Origin of the sequence: Pseudomonas sp. SWRI99, assembly GCF_014270125.1 — a bacterium.
Classification (GTDB): domain Bacteria; phylum Pseudomonadota; class Gammaproteobacteria; order Pseudomonadales; family Pseudomonadaceae; genus Aquipseudomonas; species Aquipseudomonas hamedanensis.
In genome coordinates this window covers 150,011-171,225 of sequence record NZ_JABWQR010000001.1, presented here as the reverse complement: position 1 = coordinate 171,225, position 21,215 = coordinate 150,011, and the positions used below count along the sequence as shown (strand labels likewise).

The following is a 21,215-nucleotide window of genomic DNA, read 5'->3' as shown; positions in this document are numbered from 1 at the left end:
CAGTGAACCCGAATAACAATCCACAGAGGTTGAATCATGGCGGTTAACCACGAACGTGCAGGCAGCAAACCGTTGATCGAAAGGCGTTCGATCGATTACATCCCGGAAGCGGAAAGACACGGTCGTCTGTTCAGCCAGTTCACCCTGTGGATGGGCGCCAACCTGCAGATCACCGCGATTGTCACCGGGGCCCTGGCCGTGGTGCTGGGCGGCGATGTGTTCTGGTCGTTGATCGGTCTGCTGATCGGGCAACTGCTCGGCGGTGGCGTGATGGCGCTGCATGCGGCGCAAGGTCCGAAACTGGGCTTGCCGCAGATGATTTCCAGTCGTGTGCAGTTCGGCGTTTACGGCGCGGCGATTCCCATCGTGCTGGTGTGCCTGATGTACCTGGGCTTCACCGCCACCGGTACGGTGCTGTCCGGGCAGGCGCTGGGTCAGTTGTTCAACGTCAGCGACAGCGTTGGCATCCTGATTTTTGCCAGCGTGATCGTGCTGGTGACGGTGCTCGGTTATCGCGTGATCCACTGGATCGGCCGCGTCGCCAGTGTCATTGGCGTGATCGCCTTCGTGTTCCTGTTCTGGCGGCTGATGAGCCAGACCGACGTTGGCGCACTGCTGCAAATTCGCCACTTCAGCTGGAGCAGTTTCCTCCTCGCGGTATCGCTCGCCGCCTCTTGGCAGATTGCTTTTGGGCCTTACGTCGCTGACTACTCCCGTTACCTGCCGAGCAATACGTCGGCGGTCAAAACCTTCTTTGCCGCCGGTGCAGGTTCGGTGGTGGGCGCTCAGGTTGCGATGATTCTCGGGGTCTTTGCCGCGGCCTCGGCCAACGGTCAATTCGCCGGACATGAAGTGGCCTACATCGTCGGTTTGGGCGGCACCGGCGCCACCGCTGCGCTGCTGTATTTCAGCATCGCGTTCGGCAAGGTCACCATTTCGACGCTGAACTCCTACGGCAGCTTCATGTGCATCGCGACCATCATCAGTGGTTTTCGCGGCCACTTGCAGGTCACGCGTTTGCAGCGGCTGGTGTTCGTGCTGTTTATCGTCGGCGCGGCAACCTTGATTGCCTTGCTCGGCCAGCATTCGTTCCTTGGTGCGTTCAAGTCTTTCATCCTGTTCCTGCTCGCGTTTTTCACGCCGTGGAGCGCGATCAACCTGGTGGACTACTACTGCATTACCCGCGAGCGCTATGACGTGCCGGCGCTGGCCGATCCGAACGGTCGCTACGGCCGCTGGAACCTGCTGGGTATCGGCGTCTATGTGTTCGGCGTGCTGGTGCAGCTGCCGTTCATCTCGACCAAGTTCTATACCGGGCCGCTGGTGGCTGCCCTCGGTGACGTGGACATTTCCTGGATCATCGGTCTGGTGCTGCCCGCCGCCGTCTATTACGTCTGCGCAAAAAAATGGCACAGCGCAGTGCCCGATCACCTGATTCTGCCGGTCGAGCAGAACAGCGTTGTACAACCTAAAACAAGCGGGGCCGGTCGCGCTGCGGCGCAGGCCTGAATTGGACGTGGACAGGCTGGATGCCTCTTGACTGCCGTAAGCCCATTCATGATTAGGAGCGTCACAACAATGAAATCGAACAAGACCCTGCTGACCACATTGCTGTCCATGGGCCTGTTGGCCAGTGCCGGCGCGACCCAGGCTGCCGGCTGGTGCGAATCGGGCAAACCGGTGAAATTCGCCGGCCTGAACTGGGAAAGCGGCATGCTGCTGACCGACGTCATGCAAGTGGTGCTGGAAAAAGGCTACGGCTGCAAGACCGACAGCCTGCCGGGCAACTCCATCACCATGGAAAACGCCCTGAGCAGCAACGACATTCAAGTGTTCGCCGAAGAGTGGGTCGGCCGCAGCGAGGTCTGGAACAAGGCCGAGAAGGCCGGCAAGGTCGTCGGTGTCGGCGCGCCGGTGGTGGGTGCAATCGAAGGCTGGTATGTGCCGCGCTACGTGATCGAAGGCGACGCCAGGCGCAAGCTGGAACCGAAAGCGCCGGAGCTGAAAAACATCGCTGACCTGGGCAAATACGCCGCCGTGTTCAAGGACGCCGAAGAGCCGTCCAAGGGCCGTTTCTACAATTGCCCGGCCGGCTGGACCTGCGAACTCGACAACAGCGAAATGCTGAAAAGCTATGGCCTGGAAAACAGCTACACCAACTTCCGTCCGGGCACCGGACCTGCGCTGGATGCAGCCGTGCTGTCGAGCTACAAGCGTGGCGAGCCGATCCTGTTTTATTACTGGTCGCCAACCCCGCTGATGGGGCAGGTGGATCTGGTCAAGCTTGAGGAAAAACCCGGCGTCGACAAGACCGTGAGCATCAAGGTCGGCCTGTCGAAAACCTTCCATGACGAAGCGCCGGAACTGGTCGCCGTGCTGGAAAAGGTCAACCTGCCGATCGACCTGCTCAACCAGAACCTGGGGCGCATGGCCAAGGAGCGCATCGAGTCGCCAAAACTGGCGAAAATCTTTCTCAAGGAACATCCTGAAGTCTGGCACGCATGGGTGAGCGAAGACGCAGCCAAAAAGATCGACGCGGCCTTGTAGGTCGAGCCATTCCGGCTGCCGCCACCGGCAGCCGGACGCTTGATCGCAACCCCTTGATTGAGAGTCTCTTATGTTTCCCGAAAGCTTTACCTTTTCCATCGCCGACTGGGTCAACGGTTGGGTCGATTCGCTGGTCACCAACTACGGCGATGTGTTCCGCCACATCTCCGACACCCTGCTCTGGGCCATCGTCAACCTCGAAGGTCTGCTGCGCGCGGCGCCGTGGTGGCTGATGCTGGCGATCGTCGGTGTCGTCGCCTGGCACGCCACGCGCAAAGTGGTAACGACGGCCGTCATCGTCGGTCTGTTGTTCCTCGTCGGCGCGGTCGGCCTGTGGGACAAGCTCATGCAGACCCTGGCGCTGATGATGGTGGCGACGCTCATCTCAGTGCTGATCGGTATTCCGCTGGGGATTCTCTCGGCACGCAGCAATCGCCTGCGTTCGGTGTTGATGCCGCTGCTCGATATCATGCAGACCATGCCCAGTTTCGTGTACCTGATTCCGGTGCTGATGCTGTTCGGCCTGGGCAAGGTCCCGGCGATTTTCGCCACCGTGATCTACGCCGCGCCGCCGCTGATTCGCCTGACCGACCTCGGTATTCGCCAGGTCGACGGTGAAGTGATGGAGGCGATCAACGCTTTTGGCGCCAACCGCTGGCAGCAGCTGTTCGGTGTGCAACTGCCGCTGGCCCTGCCGAGCATCATGGCCGGGATCAACCAGACCACCATGATGGCCCTGTCGATGGTGGTGATCGCCTCGATGATCGGTGCCCGTGGCCTGGGCGAAGATGTGCTGGTGGGGATTCAGACCCTCAACGTCGGACGTGGTCTTGAGGCCGGTCTGGCGATCGTGATTCTCGCAGTGGTCATCGACCGCATTACCCAGGCGTACGGTCGGCCACAGCACGAGGTGAGCAAATGATTAACGCAACCGTGAGCAAGATCGAAGTCAAAAACGTCTTCAAGATTTTCGGCAACCGCGCCAAGGATGCGCTGGCCATGGTCGGTCAGGGCAAGACCAAGGATCAGGTGCTGAACGAAACCGGTTGCGTGGTCGGGGTCAACGACCTGTCGCTGAGCATCGGCACCGGCGAGATCTTCGTGATCATGGGCCTGTCCGGCTCGGGCAAATCCACCTTGGTGCGCCACTTCAATCGCCTGATCGACCCGACCAGCGGGGCGATTCTCGTCGACGGCGTGGACATCCTGCAATACGACATGGACGCCCTGCGCGAATTTCGCCGGCACAAGATCAGCATGGTGTTCCAGAGCTTTGGCCTGCTGCCGCACAAGAGCGTGCTCGACAACGTCGCCTACGGCCTGAAAGTGCGCGGCGAGAGCAAGCAGATGTGCGCCGAACGCGCGCTGCACTGGATCAACACCGTGGGCCTCAAAGGTTACGAAAACAAATACCCGCACCAGCTCTCTGGCGGCATGCGTCAGCGTGTCGGCCTCGCCCGGGCATTGGCGGCGGACACCGACATCATCCTGATGGACGAAGCGTTCAGTGCGCTGGATCCGTTGATCCGCGCCGAGATGCAGGACCAGTTGCTGGAGCTGCAAAAGACCCTGCACAAGACCATCGTCTTCATCACCCACGACCTCGACGAAGCCGTGCGCATCGGCAATCGCATTGCGATTCTCAAGGATGGCCGATTGATTCAGGTCGGTACGCCGAGAGAGATCCTGCATTCGCCAGCGGACGAGTATGTCGACCGGTTTGTGCAGCGGCGGGCGGCGGTGGTGTAAGCGGATTTGTGGAGAGACCGCTTTTGTGGCGAGGGAGCTTGCTCCCGCTCGAGCGCGCAGCGGTCGCAAGTTTTGGGCCTGCTTCGCAGTCCAGCGGGAGCAAGCTCCCTCGCCACAGGTTTCATGTATCAACAGAATCGGTATGAGGCTTCAGATGTCCCAGGCTGAAAAAAACGTGATCACCGGTGCCCACCTGCGTTGGCAGGACGTGGTCGCTGTCGCCCGTCATGGCGCGCGGCTGGAGCTGTCCAGCGAGACTTGGACGCGTATCGAAAACGCCCAAGGCATCGTCCAGCGCATTGTCGCCAGCGGTGAGCGCGCCTACGGTGTCAACACCGGCCTGGGCGGTTTGTCTAACGTCTCCCTGCAAGATGAACAACTCAGCCAGCTCTCGCGCAACACTCTGCTCAGCCATGCCTGCGGTGTCGGCCCGGTCCTCAGCAACGAGCAAACCCGCGCGATCATCTGCGCCGCCATTCACAACTACAGCCACGGCAAATCCGGCCTGCATCGGCGAGTCGTTGAAGGACTGCTGGCGCTGCTCAATCGCGGCATCACCCCGCAGGTACCGTCGCAGGGTTCGGTGGGTTATCTGACCCACATGGCGCACATCGGCATAGCGCTGCTCGGCGTCGGCAATGTCAGCTATCGCGGGCAGATCGTGCCGGCGCAACAGGCGCTGGCCGAGGAGGGCCTGCAACCTGTGCCGCTCGGCGCGAAGGATGGTTTGTGCCTGGTCAACGGCACGCCGTGCATGACCGGCCTCAGCTGCCTGGCCATCGCCGATGCGACACGCCTGCTGCAATGGGCCGATGTCATCGGTGCGATGAGCTTCGAAGCCCAGCGTGGTCAGATCGATGCGTTCGATGCCGAGATCATCGCGCTGAAAGCGCATCCGGGCATGCAGCAGGTCGGCGCCAATTTGCGTGCGCTGCTTGAGGGCAGCGAAGTGATCGCTTCGAGCAAGGGCATTCGCACCCAGGATGCGTTGAGCATTCGTTCGATCCCGCAGGTGCACGGCGCCGCGCGAGATCAACTGGAACATGCGATCAAACAGGTCGAAACCGAACTCAACGGCTGCACCGACAACCCGTTGCTGCTCGGCACGCCGGACAACTTTCGGGTCATGTCGCAAGCCAACCCGCACGGGCAGTCGGTGGCGATGGCGGCGGACCTGCTGGCGATTGCCATGGCCGAAATCGGCTCGATTGCCGAGCGCCGCCTCGATCGCCTGGTCAACCCGCACGTCAGCGGACTGCCGGCGTTTCTGGTGGCCAATCCGGGAGTCAACTCCGGGATGATGATCGTGCAATACGTCGCGGCGTCGCTATGCGCGGAAAACCGTCAATTGGCGCAACCGGCGGTCCTCGACAATTACATCACCTCGGGCCTGCAGGAAGACCACCTGAGCATGGGCACCAACGCCGCGCTGAAGCTGCACCGTGCGCTGGAAAACTGCACGCAGATCCTCGCCATCGAATACCTGCTGGCGGCGCAGGCGCTGGAATTTCTCAAGGAACAACGCTTCGGCGCTGGCACCGATGTCGCTTGGCGCCTGCTGCGCGAAACGGTGCCGGCCTACGATCAGGATCGCTGGCTGGCGCCGGACATCGCCGCTGCGGCGAGCGTGTTGAAAGCGCCGAATGTGCTGCACAGCGTTTTACCGAATTTGCACTGACAACTACCCCTGCCAGCGTGCCAAGGCGCGGATCGTTCAAAAGACGAGAGGCGACGGATAACGGAATGCTCCGGAGCGACTGGCAGTTTCTCTTTATTCAAGAGACGAACTCACAAAAGGAGCACATTAATGACTGCGCTGAACCTGATCCCCGGCCAACTGAGCCTGGCCCAACTGCGTGACGTCTACCAGAACCCGGTCACGTTGACCCTCGACAACAGCGCCAGCGCGCAGATCGAAGCCAGCGTCGCCTGCGTCGAGCAGATCCTTGCCGAGAACCGCACTGCCTACGGCATCAACACCGGTTTCGGCCTGCTGGCCTCGACGCGCATCGCCAGTGAAGACCTGGAAAACCTCCAGCGCTCGCTGGTGCTGTCGCACGCAGCCGGTGTCGGCCAGCCGATCAGCGATGAGCTGGTGCGGCTGATCATGGTGCTCAAGGTCAACAGTCTCAGCCGTGGGTTCTCCGGGATTCGCCGTCTGGTGATCGACGCACTGATCGCGCTGATCAATGCCGAGGTTTACCCGCACATTCCACTGAAAGGTTCGGTGGGTGCATCGGGCGATCTCGCGCCATTGGCGCACATGTCGCTGGTGCTGCTGGGCGAGGGCAAGGCGCGCTACAAGGGCGAGTGGATGGAAGCGACCGAGGCGCTGAAAATCGCTGGCCTGACGCCGTTGACGTTGGCAGCGAAGGAAGGCCTGGCGCTGCTTAACGGCACTCAGGTTTCTACAGCATTTGCGCTGCGGGGATTGTTTGAAGGTGAGGACCTGTTTGCCGGTGCACTGGCGCTCGGCAGTCTCACCGTTGAAGCCGTGCTGGGTTCGCGCTCGCCGTTCGATGCGCGCATTCACGCCGCCCGTGGTCAGAAGGGCCAGATCGACGCCGCTGCGGCTTATCGCGATCTGCTCGGTGAGCGCAGCGAAGTGTCCGCCTCGCACCAGAACTGCGACAAGGTTCAGGACCCGTACTCGCTGCGCTGCCAGCCGCAAGTCATGGGCGCGTGCCTGACGCAGTTCCGTCAGGCTGCTGAAGTGCTGGCGATCGAGGCCAACGCGGTGTCGGATAACCCGCTGGTGTTTGCCGCCGAGGGCGATGTGATTTCCGGCGGCAACTTCCACGCAGAACCGGTGGCGATGGCCGCTGACAACATGGCCCTGGCCATCGCCGAAATCGGCTCGCTGAGCGAACGCCGGATATCGCTGATGATGGACAAACACATGTCGCAACTGCCGCCGTTCCTCGTTGCCAATGGCGGTGTGAACTCCGGTTTCATGATTGCCCAAGTGACGGCGGCGGCGCTGGCCAGCGAGAACAAGGCGCTGTCCCATCCGCATTCGGTCGACAGCCTGCCGACCTCGGCCAACCAGGAAGACCACGTGTCGATGGCCCCGGCGGCGGGCAAGCGTCTGTGGGAAATGGCTGAAAACACCCGCGGGATTCTTGCGGTGGAATGGCTGGCGGCGGTGCAGGGCCTGGATCTGCGCAACGGCCTGGAGACCTCGCCGAAACTGGAACAGGCGCGGGCGATCTTGCGCAAGGAAGTGGCGTTTTACGAGAAGGACCGGTTCTTCGCCCCGGACATCAATGCGGCGACCGAGTTGCTGGCTTCGCGGTGTTTGACTGAGCTGGTTCCGGCGAAGCTTTTGCCGAGCCTGTAAGGGACTATTCGCGAGCAGGCTCGCTCCCACAGTTGGAATGCGTTTCCCTGTGGGATCGAGCCTGCTCGCGAAACGATTTTGAACAAGACGAGGACTTGGGATGAAAACCCTCTGGCAGCACTGCCACGTCGCAACCATGACCAACGGCGCCTATTCGATCATCGAGGATGCCGCGATCGTCACCTCGGGCGCGCTGATCGAGTGGATTGGCCCGCGCACTCAGTTGCCGTCCGGCGAATACCCGGCGGTCAATGATCTGCAAGGCGCCTGGGTCACTCCCGGCCTGATCGACTGCCACACCCACACGGTGTTCGGCGGCAATCGCAGCGATGAGTTCGAAAAGCGCCTGCAAGGCGTCAGCTATGCCGAGATCGCAGCGCAGGGTGGCGGCATCGCCAGCACCGTGCGCGCCACTCGCGAAGCCACTGAAGACGAGCTGTTCGCCAGCGCCGCCAGACGTCTGAAAAGCCTGATGCGCGATGGCGTGACCACCGTTGAAATGAAGTCTGGCTACGGTCTCGATCTGGCCAATGAGCGCAAGATTCTGCGAGTCATCCGTCGCCTGGCCGAAGCGCTGCCGATCAGCGTACGCAGCACTTGCCTGGCGGCGCACGCCTTGCCGCCGGAGTACAAGGACCGCGCCGACGATTACATCGATCTGGTCTGCGATCAGATGCTGCCGGCCCTCGCCGCTGAAGGTCTGGTCGATGCCGTGGATGCGTTCTGCGAATACCTGGCGTTCTCGCCGGCGCAGGTCGAGCGGGTGTTCGTCGCCGCACAACGACTCGGTCTGCCCGTGAAGCTGCATGCCGAGCAACTCTCCTCGTTGCACGGTTCCAGCCTCGCCGCGCGTTATCAAGCCTTGTCCGCCGATCATCTGGAGTTCATGGACGAGGACGACGCCATCGCCATGGCGGCCGCCGACACCGTCGCGGTCCTCCTGCCGGGGGCGTTCTACTTTCTGCGCGAGACGCAGTTGCCGCCTATGGACGCCCTGCGCAAGCACAAAGTGAAGATTGCCATCGCCAGCGACCTAAATCCCGGCACCTCGCCGGCGCTGTCGTTGCGCCTGATGCTGAACATGGCCTGCACCTGTTTTCGCATGACCCCGGAAGAAGCCCTTGCCGGCGCGACGATTCATGCCGCGCAAGCGCTGGGCATGGCCGAGAGCCACGGCTCGCTGGAGGCCGGCAAGGTCGCCGATTTCGTCGCCTGGCAAATCGATCGGCCGGCGGATCTGGCCTATTGGCTCGGCGGTGATCTGGACAAGCGCGTCGTGCGTCACGGCGTTGAATCAAATCTGTAGGAGAGCGGTTGTGGACAAGGTTCTGAACTTCAAACAAGGCCGCGTGCCGCTGCTGATCAGCATGCCGCACGCAGGCGTGCGTCTGACCCCGGCGGTCGAGTCCGGGTTGATCCCGGCGGCCAAAAGCCTGCCGGACACTGACTGGCACATTCCGCAGCTCTACGATTTTGCTGAAGAACTGGGCGCCAGCACCCTGGCTGCGGAATATTCGCGCTTCGTCATTGATCTCAACCGGCCGTCCGACGACAAGCCGTTGTACGCCGGGGCGACCACTGGTTTGTATCCTGCGACGTTGTTCGACGGCATTCCGTTGTTCCAGCAAGGTCTGGAGCCGTCTGATGAAGAGCGGGCGACGTATCTGCAACAAATCTGGACGCCGTACCACCGCACCTTGCAGGAGGAGCTGGCGCGGCTGAAAGCCGAGTTCGGCTACGCGCTGCTGTTCGACGCGCACTCGATCCGTTCGATCATCCCGCATCTGTTCGACGGTAAACTGCCGGACTTCAACCTCGGCACGTTCAATGGCGCCAGTTGCGATCCGCAGTTGGCCTCGCAACTGGAAGCAATCTGCGCCCGCCATGATCAGTTCAGTCATGTGCTGAACGGTCGCTTCAAGGGCGGCCACATCACCCGCCAGTACGGCAACCCGGCGCAAAACATCCACGCCGTGCAACTGGAACTGTGTCAATCCACTTACATGGAAGAGTTCGAACCGTTCCGCTACCGCGCCGACCTGGCCGAACCGACGCGGGTGGTGCTCAGGGAATTGCTGCAGGGCCTGCTGGCCTGGGGCAAAAAACACTACAACACCTGACCTGCGAGGGGGGCGCTTGTGTGGCGAGGGAGCTTGCTCCCGCTTGAGTGCGCAGCGCTCACAGGTTTTTCGGGCCGCTGCGCAGCCCGGCGGGAGCAAGCTCCCTCGCCACAGGTTTTGATTGATGTTCTGGAACATGCTCATTGACGCAAATCGGGTTTATGATGCCCAACGGCAGAATAATAGAAGTCCCCTCAGGGATGACCTCGACCCCTTACGGAGCGCGCAATGCAGACTTTGTTTCCGCAGATCAAACCTCACGCCCGGCACGATCTGGCTGTCGATGACACCCATACACTGTATGTCGACGAAAGCGGCTCGCCGGAGGGTCTGCCGGTGGTGTTCATCCACGGTGGCCCCGGGGCTGGCTGCGACGCGCAGAGCCGACGCTATTTCGATCCGAACCTGTATCGCATTGTTACCTTCGACCAGCGCGGTTGCGGTCGCTCCACCCCGCATGCCAGCCTGGAAAACAACACCACTTGGGATCTGGTCGAAGATCTTGAGCGCATCCGCAAGCACCTGGGCATCGAAAAATGGGTGCTGTTCGGCGGCTCGTGGGGTTCGACCCTGGCGCTGGCCTACGCGCAGACCCATCCGGAACGCGTCCATGGCCTGATCCTGCGTGGGATCTTTCTCTGCCGTCCGCAGGAAATCGAGTGGTTCTACCAGGCCGGCGCCAGCCGCCTGTTTCCCGATTACTGGCAGGACTACATCGCGCCGATCCCGCTGGACGAGCGCGACGACCTGCTCAACGCTTTCCATAAACGCCTGACCGGTAATGACCAGATCGCCCAGATGCACGCGGCCAAAGCCTGGTCGACGTGGGAAGGGCGTACCGCGACCCTGCGGCCGAACCCGCTGGTGGTCGATCGTTTCTCCGAGCCGCAGCGCGCGCTGTCGATCGCGCGGATCGAATGTCACTACTTCACCAACAATGCTTTCCTTGAGCCGAACCAGTTGATCCGCGACATGGGCAAGATCGCTCACTTGCCCGGCGTGATCATTCATGGTCGCTACGACGTGATCTGCCCGCTCGACAACGCCTGGGAATTGCATCAGGCCTGGCCCAACAGCGAATTGCAGGTGATCCGCGACGCCGGGCACGCGGCATCCGAACCGGGCATCACCGATGCGTTGGTGCGCGCCGCGAGCAAAATGGCTCAGCGCCTGCTCGACCTGCCACTCGAAGAAGCATGAAGGCGCTGTTACAGCGCGTACGTGGTGCGCGGGTTGAAGTGGCCGGCGAAGTGGTTGGCGCGATCGATCAGGGGTTGCTGGTGCTGGTGGCGGTCGAACCCGACGACACGCGTACCAGCGCCGACAAACTTCTGCATAAAGTGCTTAACTATCGGGTATTCGGTGACGCTGAAGGCAAGATGAACCTGTCGCTGAAGGATGTGAGCGGCGGATTGCTGCTGGTCTCTCAGTTCACCCTCGCCGCTGACACCAAAAGCGGCTTGCGGCCAAGCTTTTCGACAGCGGCGCCACCGGCCTTGGGCGAAGAATTGTTCGACTATCTGTTGAGCCAGGCGAAACAGGTGCATGGCACTGTGGCATCAGGTAGATTCGGCGCCGATATGCAGGTGCATCTGGTCAACGATGGTCCCGTTACGTTTTTGTTACAGACCTGACAGTGGCTGAAACACCTTTTTCGGAAATTTCGACGTTTTCAGGCTGTTTTCGCGATAAATACTTTGTTACCCCTGATGCGTTGTCATCCGGGCTACTAGATAATCGCGCGCTGCGGGGATCGACATTCGTTGATCCGTTTTTGCTTAGGTAGAGACTTGTCTGGATCCGATTGGGGAATCATTTTGCCCCGGCGGAGTCGGAACATTGCTCGCCAACTTGGCAAGGGTGCGCTGGAAGGTCGGTTGTTCATAGCCGAAAACCCCACAGGCACTTCATCTGGCCGTTGGTTTATTGATCTGTTTTCGGCGAGGGTTGCTCGTGATTGTTAGTCCCTGTAATGCAGCAAAAATGTCTGCCAAACGCATGCGAAGTGCTCTGGTAGCGGGTTCGGCGCTCCTGTGCCTGCTCAGCGCCGGTCAGCTTTGGGCGTTCAATCTTGACGACGTATCGGCCAAGGCTAAAGAGCTGGCCGGGCAGAAGTTCGAAGCCCCGCGCAGCAACCTGCCGAACGAATTCCGCGAAATGAAGTTTGCGGACTATCAGAAAATTCGCTTCCTCACCGAGAAAGCCGAGTGGGCGGACAAGAAGACGCCGTTCAAACTGTCTTTCTATCATCAGGGTATGCACTTCGATACACCGGTGAAAATCAATGAAATCACGACGAACACCGTCGAAGAGATCAAATACGATCCGACCCGCTTTGATTTCGGCGACCTGAAATTCGATCCGAAAGCCACCGAGCAACTGGGTTACGCCGGTTTCCGTGTGCTGTACCCGATCAACAAGGCCGACAAGCAAGACGAAATCATGACCATGCTCGGCGCGAGTTATTTCCGCGTTGTCGGCAAGGGTCACACCTATGGCCTGTCGGCCCGTGGTCTGGCAATCGATACCGCGCTGCCGTCGGGCGAGGAATTCCCGCGTTTTCGCGAATTCTGGATCCAGCAGCCGAAGCCGGGCGACAAGCACCTGGTGATCTTCGCCCTGCTCGATTCGCCGCGCGCCACGGGTGCCTACCGACTGACCCTGCGTCCGGGCAGCGACACCATTGTCGACGTCAAGGCGCAAATGTTCCTGCGTGACAAGGTCGGCAAACTGGGCATCGCGCCGCTGACCAGCATGTTCCTGTTCGGTGCCAACCAGCCGTCGAAAGTCCTTAACTACCGCCGTGAGCTGCACGACTCCAGCGGTCTGTCGATCCATGCCGGCAACGGCGAGTGGATCTGGCGCCCACTGAACAACCCGAAACACCTGGCCGTGAGCAACTTCAGCGTCGAAAACCCGCGCGGTTTCGGTCTGCTGCAGCGTGGCCGCGACTTCAGCCATTACGAAGACCTCGACGATCGCTACGACAAGCGTCCAAGCGCCTGGATCGAGCCGAAAGGCGATTGGGGCAAGGGCACCGTCGATCTGGTAGAAATTCCGACCGCTGACGAAACCAACGACAATATCGTTGCGTTCTGGAGCCCGGAAAAAATGCCGGAGCCGGGCCAGCCGCTGGACTTCGCCTACCGCATGCACTGGACCATGGACGAAGCCGCGCTGCACGCACCGGACAGCGCCTGGGTGGCACAGACCCTGCGTTCGACCGGAGACGTCAAACAGTCGAACCTGATCCGTCAACCCGATGGCAGCGTGGCCTACCTGGTCGACTTCGAAGGTCCATCGCTGGCCGCGCTGGCACCGGATGCCGACGTGCGCAGTCAGGTCAGCGTCGGCGACAACGCCGAGCTGGTCGAGAACAGCGTGCGCTACAACCCGGAAACCAAGGGCTGGCGCCTGACCCTGCGGATGAAGATCAAGGACGCGAGCAAAGCGACCGAGATGCGCGCCGCGCTGGTGCAGCCGATCGTCACCGCTGATCTGACCAAATCGTCGCTGCCGGCCTCCAACTCGTCGGTCGCCAAGGCTGACAAGGTCGCCGCCAAGCAACAGGAAAAACTCGACAAGGAAGCCAAGGCCGCCGAAGCCAAACAGGCCGAAGCCAAGCCAGCCGCAGATGCCAAGGACAAGGCCAACAAAGACGCCAAGCAGCCAGTCGCTGCCGACGCGGCCCCAGCCACACCGGAATCGGCGCCGACTGAAGAAGTCCTGACCGAGACCTGGAGCTATCAGTTGCCTGCCGATGAGTAACTCTCAAGTACAGCCAGAGACTCTGTCCGAGTATCTGGCGCATCTGCCGATGACCGACGAGCAGCGCGCGGAACTCGCGGGCTGCCAGTCGTTCAGCGAGTTGCATGAACGCCTGTCATCTTCGACGTTCGACGATCCTGCCGAAGCCGCTCAGGCTTCGGTGGGCAAGCGCTTGACCCTGAGCACCGCCGAAGAACTTGCCGACGCAGAAATGTTGGTGCTCGACGCCAGCGGCCGGGTCAGCATGAAGGCTACGCCGCCGATCCGTCGGACCAAGGTTGTGCCGGAGCCATGGCGCACCAATATTCTGGTGCGCGGCTGGCGCCGCCTGACCGGCCGGACCAATCCGCCGCAGCCGCCGAAAGACGCCAACGTGTTGCCGGCCGCGCGCTGGCGCACGGTCGGCTCGATCCGTCGCTACATTCTGTTGCTGCTGATGCTCGGCCAGACCATCGTCGCTGGCTGGTACATGAAAGGCATCATGCCGTACCAGGGCTGGTCGTTCGTCGATCTGGAAGAAGTCCTGCATCAACCGCTGCTGCAAACCGCCACGCAAGTGCTGCCGTATGCGCTGCAAACCAGCATCCTGATTCTCTTCGGAATTCTGTTCTGCTGGGTCTCGGCCGGTTTCTGGACCGCGTTGATGGGCTTCCTCGAGTTGCTCACTGGTCACGATAAATATCGTATCTCCGGCAAAAGCGCCGGCAACGAGCCGATCCCGAAAGACGCACGCACCGCGCTGGTAATGCCGATCTGCAACGAAGACGTGCCGCGCGTGTTCGCCGGTCTGCGTGCGACGTTCGAATCGGTAGCGGCCACCGGTGACCTGGATCGCTTCGACTTCTTCGTCCTCAGCGACAGTAACGACACCGACATCTGCGTCGCCGAGCAACAGGCCTGGCTGGACGTCTGCCGCGAAGCCAAGGGCTTCGGCAAGATCTTCTATCGCCGTCGCCGTCGCCGGGTCAAACGCAAGAGCGGCAACCTTGACGACTTCTGCCGTCGTTGGGGCGGTGACTACAAGTACATGGTGGTACTCGACGCCGACTCGGTGATGAGCGGCGAATGCCTGACCAGTCTGGTGCGCCTGATGGAAGCCACCCCGGACGCCGGGATTATCCAGACCGCGCCGCGGGCGTCGGGCATGGACACTCTGTATGCGCGCATGCAGCAGTTCGCGACCCGTGTGTACGGCCCGCTGTTCACCGCCGGTCTGCACTTCTGGCAGTTGGGTGAATCCCACTACTGGGGACACAACGCGATCATTCGCATGAAGCCGTTCATCGACCACTGCGCCCTGGCGCCGTTGCCGGGCAAAGGTGCGTTCTCCGGTGCAATCCTCTCCCACGACTTCGTTGAAGCGGCGCTGATGCGCCGTGCCGGCTGGGGCGTGTGGATTGCCTACGACCTGCCGGGCAGTTACGAAGAGCTGCCGCCGAACCTGCTCGACGAACTCAAGCGTGACCGTCGCTGGTGCCACGGCAACCTGATGAACTTCCGCCTGTTCCTGGTCAAGGGCATGCACCCGGTGCACCGCGCGGTGTTCCTGACCGGCGTGATGTCCTACCTGTCGGCGCCGCTGTGGTTCTTCTTTCTGGTGTTGTCGACGGCGCTGCTGGCGGTGAACACGCTGATGGAACCGCAGTACTTCCTCGAACCGCGCCAGCTCTATCCGTTGTGGCCACAATGGCATCCGGACAAGGCGATTGCGCTGTTTTCGACGACCATCGTGCTGCTGTTTCTGCCGAAGCTGTTGAGCATCATCCTGATCTGGGCCAAGGGCGCGAAAGAGTTCGGTGGCAAGTTCAAGGTGACCCTGTCGATGCTGCTGGAGATGCTGTTCTCCATGTTGCTGGCGCCGGTGCGGATGATTTTCCATACCCGTTTCGTTCTGGCCGCGTTCCTCGGCTGGGCGGCAACCTGGAATTCGCCGCAGCGTGACGACGACTCGACGCCGTGGAGCGAAGCGGTCAAGCGTCACGGCCCGCAGACCCTGCTGGGCTTCTTCTGGGCGCTGCTGGTGATCTGGCTGAACCCGAGCTTCCTGTGGTGGCTGGTGCCGATCGTCGGTTCGCTGATGCTGTCGATCCCGGTGTCGGTGATTTCCAGCCGTGTCGGCCTGGGCCTCAAGACCCGCGACGAGAGCCTGTTCCTCATTCCCGAGGAATACAATCCGCCGCAAGCCTTGCTGGCAACCGATCAGTACACCCACGAGAACCGTTGGCACGCACTGAACGACGGCTTCGTTCGCGCAGTGGTCGATCCGCAGCAGAACGCCTTGGCGTGCTCGCTGGCGACCTCCCGTCACGGTCAGGCCGAACCGATCGAGTGGCTGCGTCAGGAGCGTGTGCGGCACGCGATCAAGGTCGGCCCGGCCGGGCTGAACAACCATGATCGCCTACAACTGCTCAGCGACCCGGTGGCGTTGGCGCGTCTGCACGAGCAAGTCTGGGCCGAAGGTCACGCCGAGTGGCTGGACGCCTGGCGCGCTTCGGTGAAAGCCGATCCGCATGCACCGTTGCTGCCGTTGCGACCGGTGAGCCTGCAGGCTCAACCGGCATAAATAGAGAAGCCCCGCACATGCGGGGCTTTTTTTTAAGCTTTTACGGCCTGACCAGTAACAACAATTCCCGGCAAAAAACCTTGTGCAAACGAACGAGTGCGTTAGCATCCGTCCCCGAATTGGCGCGCCTGGGCTTTTTTGCCTGCCTCTGTCGGTTTTCGCGCCGCACACGCAATGGTTTTGGGGACTTGAAGATGAAGAAGTATCTGTCGATGCTGCTGGTCGGCGTCACGGCACTGGTTGCAGTCAATGCGGCGCAGGCCGGCGCGATCGATGACGCGGTCAAGCGCGGCACCTTGAAAGTCGGCATGGATCCGACCTACATGCCGTTCGAGATGACCGACAAGCGTGGCGAAATCATCGGTTTCGAAGTCGACATCCTCAAGGCCATGACCAAGGCCATGGGCGTCAAGCTGGAGCTGGTTTCCACCGGTTACGACGGCATCATTCCGGCGCTGATGACCGACAAGTTCGACATGATCGGCAGCGGCATGACCCTGACCCAGGAACGCAACCTGCGCCTGAACTTCAGCGATCCGTTCATCGTCGTCGGCCAGACCCTGCTGATCCGCAAGGAGCTGGAAGGTACCGTCAAGTCCTACAAAGACCTGAACACCGCCGACTATCGCATCACCTCCAAGCTCGGCACCACCGGCGAAATGGTCGCGAAAAAACTGATCTCGAAAGCCAAGTACCACGGCTACGACAACGAGCAGGAAGCCGTGCTCGACGTGGTCAATGGCAAGGCCGATGCCTTCATTTACGATGCGCCGTACAACGTCGTCGCGGTGAACAAGGTCGGTGCCGGCAAACTGGTGTTCCTCGACAAGCCGTTCACCTACGAGCCGCTGGCCTTCGGCCTGAAGAAGGGCGATTTCGACAGCCTCAACTTCATCAACAACTTCCTCCACCAGATCCACGAAGACGGCACCTACGATCGCATCCATGACAAGTGGTTCAAGAGCACCGAGTGGCTCAAGGACATGGAATAACCCGGTCACCTGTGGCGAGGGAGCTTGCTCCCGCTCGGCTGCGAAGCAGTCGTAAACTGGTTGACTCGTTCTACCCGACATTGCGCGATGGCTGATTTCAGGGCTGCTGCGCAACCCAGCGGGAGCAAGCTCCCTCGCCACAGAGGAAGTGGGCCCTGAATGTTATGGATTTTCCTTTGATGAAACAGAAAAAAGCCCAATGGCCCTGGCACGTCCTCACCGTGCTGGTGCTGGTCGGCCTGGCGGGCGCGTTGTATTACGCGACGTCGCTGATGTCCTACGAATGGCGCTGGAACCGCGTGCCGCAGTACTTCGCCTATCAGGCCGAAGAGACCCAGCGCGCCGCGGACATTTCCACCGTCACGGAACTGGTGCGCAAGGGCAGCAGCGCTCAGGTCACGCTGCGCAACGACGCGGGTGACGAACAGCACCTGACCGTCGACGAGAACAGCCTGCAATTCGCTCAGGGCGACGATGTCGCTGAAGGCGACGTCGTGGGCGTGACCCGGCACTGGGCGGCAGGACCGCTGTTGTGGGGCCTTTGGACCACGCTTTGGTTGTCGGTGGTCTCCGGCGTGCTCGGGTTGCTGATCGGCCTGGTCACCGGTCTGTGCCGCCTCTCCAGCAACCCGACCCTGCGCGACCTTTCAACGATTTACGTTGAATTGGTGCGTGGCACGCCGCTGTTGGTGCAGATCTTCATTTTCTACTTTTTCATTGGCACAGTAATGAACCTGTCCCGCGAATTCGCCGGGATCGCCGCGTTGTCGCTGTTCACCGGTGCCTACGTGGCGGAAATCATCCGTTCCGGTGTGCAGTCGATTGCCCGCGGGCAGAACGAAGCGGCGCGTTCGCTCGGTCTGAGTGCCGGTCAGTCGATGCGCCATGTGGTGCTGCCGCAAGCATTCAAGCGCGTGCTGCCGCCACTGGCCGGTCAGTTCATCAGTCTGGTCAAGGACACCTCACTGGTGTCGGTCATCGCTATTACCGAACTGCTGAAAAGCGGCCGGGAAGTCATCACCACGTCGTTCTCGCCGTTTGAAATCCTGTTCTGCGTGGCCGGCCTGTACCTGTTGATCAACCTGCCGCTGTCGAAAATCGCCAGCCGGCTTGAGCGGAGGCTCGCGCAAAGTGATTGAAGTCCGCGATCTGGTAAAAGTCTTCGACACCCGGGGCCAGGTGGTGCGTGCCGTGGATAACGTCAGCACCACGGTCGCCAAGGGCGAAGTGCTGGTGGTGATCGGCCCGTCCGGTTCCGGCAAGTCGACCTTTCTGCGCTGCCTCAATGGATTGGAAGAATTCGATTCCGGCTCGGTGAGCATCGACGGTCTGCAACTGGCCGACGCGAAAACCGACGTCAACGCCTACCGCCGCGAAGTCGGCATGGTCTTCCAGCATTTCAATCTGTTTCCGCACATGACCGTGCTGGAAAACCTCTGCCTGGCGCAGAAAGTCGTGCGCAAGCGCGGCAAGAAAGAGCGCGAGGCCAAGGCCATGGCGCTGCTGGAAAAGGTTGGCATTGCACAGAAGGCCAACGAGTTTCCCTCACGCTTGTCCGGCGGCCAGCAGCAGCGCGTGGCGATTGCCCGGGCGCTGGCGATGGAGCCGAAAGTCATGCTGTTCGACGAGCCGACCTCGGCGCTGGACCCGGAAATGGTCGGCGAAGTGCTGGACGTAATGAAGAACCTGGCCGTGGAAGGCATGACTATGGTCTGCGTCACCCACGAGATGGGTTTTGCCCGGGAAGTGGCGGATCGGGTGTTGTTTTTCGATCACGGCAAACTGCTCGAAGACGCTGCGCCGGCGGAGTTCTTCGCAGCGCCGAAGGATCCGCGAGCTCAGGCTTTCCTGCGTCAGGTTCTCTAGCTCACACCTTTCTGTGGCGAGGGAGCTTGCTCCCGCTCGGCGGCGAAGCCGTCGTAAACCGGTCAATCCGAATTCATTTGAGCGAATTCGGTTGACTGGTTTTGGGGCTGCTTCGCAGCCCAGCGGGAGCAAGCTCCCTCGCCACAGTAGTTTTGCAGTAATGTTTAAACCTTGAAACGGCCCACCAGCATCTGCAGATGCGTCCCCAGCCGCGCCAGCTCCACGCTGGAAGCTGCGGTCTCTTCACTCGCCGCCGAGGTCTGATCCGACACATCGCGCACATTCAGCACGCTACGGTTGATCTCTTCGGCCACCGCGCTTTGCTGCTCGGCAGCAGCGGCGATTTGCTGGTTCATCGCCTGAATCGCCGACACGGTGCGAGTGATGCTTTCCAGTGAGCCACCGGCACGGCGGGTCAGTTCGACGCTGCTGTCGGTCAGGCTGCGGCTGTTGTCCATGATCGTTGCCACTTGCTGGGTGCCGTTTTGCAGGCCGACGATCAGTTCTTCGATCTCTTCGGTGGACTTCTGCGTGCGTTGCGCGAGGCTGCGCACTTCATCGGCCACCACGGCGAAACCACGCCCGGCCTCACCGGCACGGGCCGCTTCGATGGCGGCGTTGAGCGCCAGCAGGTTGGTTTGCTGAGCCACCGACTTGATCACGTCGAGGACGCTGCCGATCTTGTCGCTTTCGCGCTTGAGCTCGCTCATGGCTTCGGTGGAATGCCCGACCTCAACGGCCAGACGCTCGATCTGGGCGATGGCTTCGCCGACAACCTTGTCGCCTTCGCGGGCCTGTTGGTCAGCGGCGACGGCGGCTTCGGAGGCTTCCTCGGCGTTGCGCGCGACTTCCTGCACGGTGGCGGCCATTTCGTTCATGGCGGTGGCAACCTGATCGGTCTCGATTTTCTGATTGTTGACCCCGGCGCTGGTCTGCTCGGTCACCGCGGACAGTTCTTCGGCCGCGCTGGCGATCTGTGTCACGCCGTCGCTGATGCCGCCGATCAATTCGCGCAGGCCCTGGGTCATGGTTTGCATCGAGCGCTGCAGCTGGCCCAGTTCGTCGCGGCGCAGGGACACCAGGTTGTGAGTCAGGTCGCCCGCCGCGACGCGCTCGGCGACTTTCAGGGTCTGGGTCAGCGGAATGATGATCTGGCGGGTGATCGCCCAGGCGGCAATCAAGCCGAAGGCCAATGCCAGCGCGGTGGCGATCAGCAGCAGGTTCTTGGCGCGCGCCGCGTCGGTATCGCGCACGACGGTTTGCGATTCGGTGAGTTTCTTGCTGAGCGCCATCAGGATGTCACCCTGCGCGGTCATGTTCGCCAGTGCAGCGGTGTTCTTAATCTGCGAATCACGGAATTGGGCAACGGCGGCGCGGTAGGCCTTGAGCGAGTCGGTGGCTTGCTGCAGGTTGGCGATGTGCTGTTCCGGCACGCGGGACGGCAGGCTCTCGAGATTTTTCAGGGCATTGTCGATGGCGGTCAGCGCCGGTTGTTCGGCTTCAGCCTTGCCGCTGTAGGTATAACCACGTACCTGATAGCGCGCCTGCTGCAGCAATTTGCTCAGCTCGATCACCGCGTTGTATTGCGCGACGCTGTCGCCTTGCAGCAGCGCGCTCTCGACGTCGCCGACCTTGGCCACGGCATTATCGGCATTGGCGCCGAGCTTGCTGCGCGCGTCTTCGCGCTGCACGGTGGCCTGGGTCATTTCGCCGAAGGCGCGTTTGTATTGCGCCACGGCGGCCAGTTGCTGATCGACCATCGCCACATCGGACGGCTGCTCGATCATGCCGCGTGCCGATTGCAGGCCGCTTTCGAGTTTGTTGAGGAACTCATTAACCGCGCCCGGGCCTTGTTCGCCACGGCGCATGTCGTAGTCCATGCGCGCCAGGCGCAGGTCTCGGGTCAGCTCGTTGAGGCTGGAGATGAAGCCGAGCTTGTCGCCGCGGCTGATGATGCCGCTCATGCCGGTCCAGCCGGTGAAGGTGATCAACAGCGTCAGCAACAGCACCAGGCCAAAACCGATGCCCAGCTTAAGTTTGACGCTGACGTTTCCAAGACTTTCGGCTAACCATCGGTACATGCGACCACTCCCTTCGGACCACTAATTGGACTTATGGGGACTGTATCGGCCGGGTGATGGCAATCTGTAACGCCTCTTTTCCTCCATCGCTCGTGATCCTGTGCAAGGGAGCATGCCCGCGCTCGTGATCCTGTGGCAAGGGAGCATGCTCGCGCTCGTGATCCTGTGGCAAGGGAGCTTGCTCCCGCT

Annotated in this window: 16 protein-coding genes; 15 read left to right on the top strand and 1 reads right to left on the bottom strand. The window is 61.3% G+C overall.

Annotated elements, in window-relative coordinates; translation table 11 throughout:
- Positions 1–36: 36 nt before the first annotated feature.
- The 15 genes from HU743_RS00710 (at position 37) to HU743_RS00640 (ending at position 18,945) form a co-directional block, all read left to right on the top strand.
- Entirely contained in the window at positions 37–1,509 is a 1,473-nt protein-coding gene (locus tag HU743_RS00710; protein ID WP_186646154.1) for a cytosine permease, read from the top strand.
- A gap of 69 nt (positions 1,510–1,578) precedes the next feature.
- Positions 1,579–2,547 carry an ABC transporter substrate-binding protein gene (locus HU743_RS00705; RefSeq protein WP_186552112.1) on the top strand — a complete coding sequence of 323 codons (969 nt, stop codon included), beginning with the start codon at positions 1,579–1,581 and terminating at the stop codon, positions 2,545–2,547.
- A 70-nt stretch (positions 2,548–2,617) separates the two neighbouring features.
- Positions 2,618–3,469 carry a proline/glycine betaine ABC transporter permease gene (locus tag HU743_RS00700; protein ID WP_186646152.1) on the top strand — a complete coding sequence of 284 codons (852 nt, stop codon included), beginning with the start codon at positions 2,618–2,620 and terminating at the stop codon, positions 3,467–3,469.
- Positions 3,466–4,296: a glycine betaine/L-proline ABC transporter ATP-binding protein gene (locus tag HU743_RS00695; protein ID WP_186646150.1), complete on the top strand. Its 831-nt coding sequence runs from the start codon at positions 3,466–3,468 to the stop codon at positions 4,294–4,296. The genes HU743_RS00700 and HU743_RS00695 overlap by 4 nt, the downstream gene beginning before the upstream one ends.
- Before the next feature lie 154 nt (positions 4,297–4,450).
- Positions 4,451–5,974, top strand: coding sequence for a histidine ammonia-lyase (gene hutH, locus HU743_RS00690; protein ID WP_186646148.1), 1,524 nt, complete (start codon positions 4,451–4,453; stop codon positions 5,972–5,974).
- Positions 5,975–6,103: 129 nt separating this feature from the next.
- On the top strand, positions 6,104–7,636 hold the full coding sequence (hutH, locus tag HU743_RS00685; RefSeq protein ID WP_186646146.1) for a histidine ammonia-lyase: 1,533 nt from the start codon (positions 6,104–6,106) through the stop codon (positions 7,634–7,636).
- Between the two features lie 100 nt (positions 7,637–7,736).
- Positions 7,737–8,942, top strand: a complete 1,206-nt coding sequence (gene hutI / locus HU743_RS00680) for an imidazolonepropionase (protein WP_186646144.1) — start codon at positions 7,737–7,739, stop codon at positions 8,940–8,942.
- Between the two features lie 10 nt (positions 8,943–8,952).
- Positions 8,953–9,756, top strand: a complete 804-nt coding sequence (hutG, locus tag HU743_RS00675; protein WP_186646136.1) for an N-formylglutamate deformylase — start codon at positions 8,953–8,955, stop codon at positions 9,754–9,756.
- A 228-nt stretch (positions 9,757–9,984) separates the two neighbouring features.
- On the top strand, positions 9,985–10,956 hold the full coding sequence (gene pip, locus HU743_RS00670) for a prolyl aminopeptidase (RefSeq protein ID WP_073471584.1): 972 nt from the start codon (positions 9,985–9,987) through the stop codon (positions 10,954–10,956).
- Positions 10,953–11,390 (top strand): D-aminoacyl-tRNA deacylase, encoded by a 438-nt coding sequence (dtd, locus tag HU743_RS00665; protein ID WP_186646134.1) that lies wholly within the window; start codon positions 10,953–10,955, stop codon positions 11,388–11,390. Before pip ends, dtd begins: the two co-directional genes overlap by 4 nt.
- Positions 11,391–11,739: 349 nt before the next feature.
- On the top strand, positions 11,740–13,524 hold the full coding sequence (locus tag HU743_RS00660; RefSeq protein WP_186646132.1) for a glucan biosynthesis protein G: 1,785 nt from the start codon (positions 11,740–11,742) through the stop codon (positions 13,522–13,524).
- Positions 13,517–16,087 (top strand): glucans biosynthesis glucosyltransferase MdoH, encoded by a 2,571-nt coding sequence (gene mdoH / locus HU743_RS00655; protein WP_186552161.1) that lies wholly within the window; start codon positions 13,517–13,519, stop codon positions 16,085–16,087. The genes HU743_RS00660 and mdoH overlap by 8 nt, the downstream gene beginning before the upstream one ends.
- A gap of 194 nt (positions 16,088–16,281) precedes the next feature.
- Positions 16,282–17,079 carry a transporter substrate-binding domain-containing protein gene (locus HU743_RS00650; protein WP_186646130.1) on the top strand — a complete coding sequence of 266 codons (798 nt, stop codon included), beginning with the start codon at positions 16,282–16,284 and terminating at the stop codon, positions 17,077–17,079.
- A gap of 176 nt (positions 17,080–17,255) precedes the next feature.
- Positions 17,256–18,218, top strand: coding sequence for an amino acid ABC transporter permease (locus HU743_RS00645; protein ID WP_186646128.1), 963 nt, complete (start codon positions 17,256–17,258; stop codon positions 18,216–18,218).
- Entirely contained in the window at positions 18,211–18,945 is a 735-nt protein-coding gene (locus HU743_RS00640) for an ATP-binding cassette domain-containing protein (RefSeq protein WP_186646126.1), read from the top strand. The genes HU743_RS00645 and HU743_RS00640 overlap by 8 nt, the downstream gene beginning before the upstream one ends.
- 164 nt (positions 18,946–19,109) lie before the next feature.
- Here the strand turns inward: HU743_RS00640 and HU743_RS00635 are convergent, their stop codons facing one another.
- Positions 19,110–21,026 carry a methyl-accepting chemotaxis protein gene (locus tag HU743_RS00635; protein ID WP_186646124.1) on the bottom strand — a complete coding sequence of 639 codons (1,917 nt, stop codon included), beginning with the start codon at positions 21,024–21,026 and terminating at the stop codon, positions 19,110–19,112.
- Positions 21,027–21,215 lie beyond the last annotated feature (189 nt).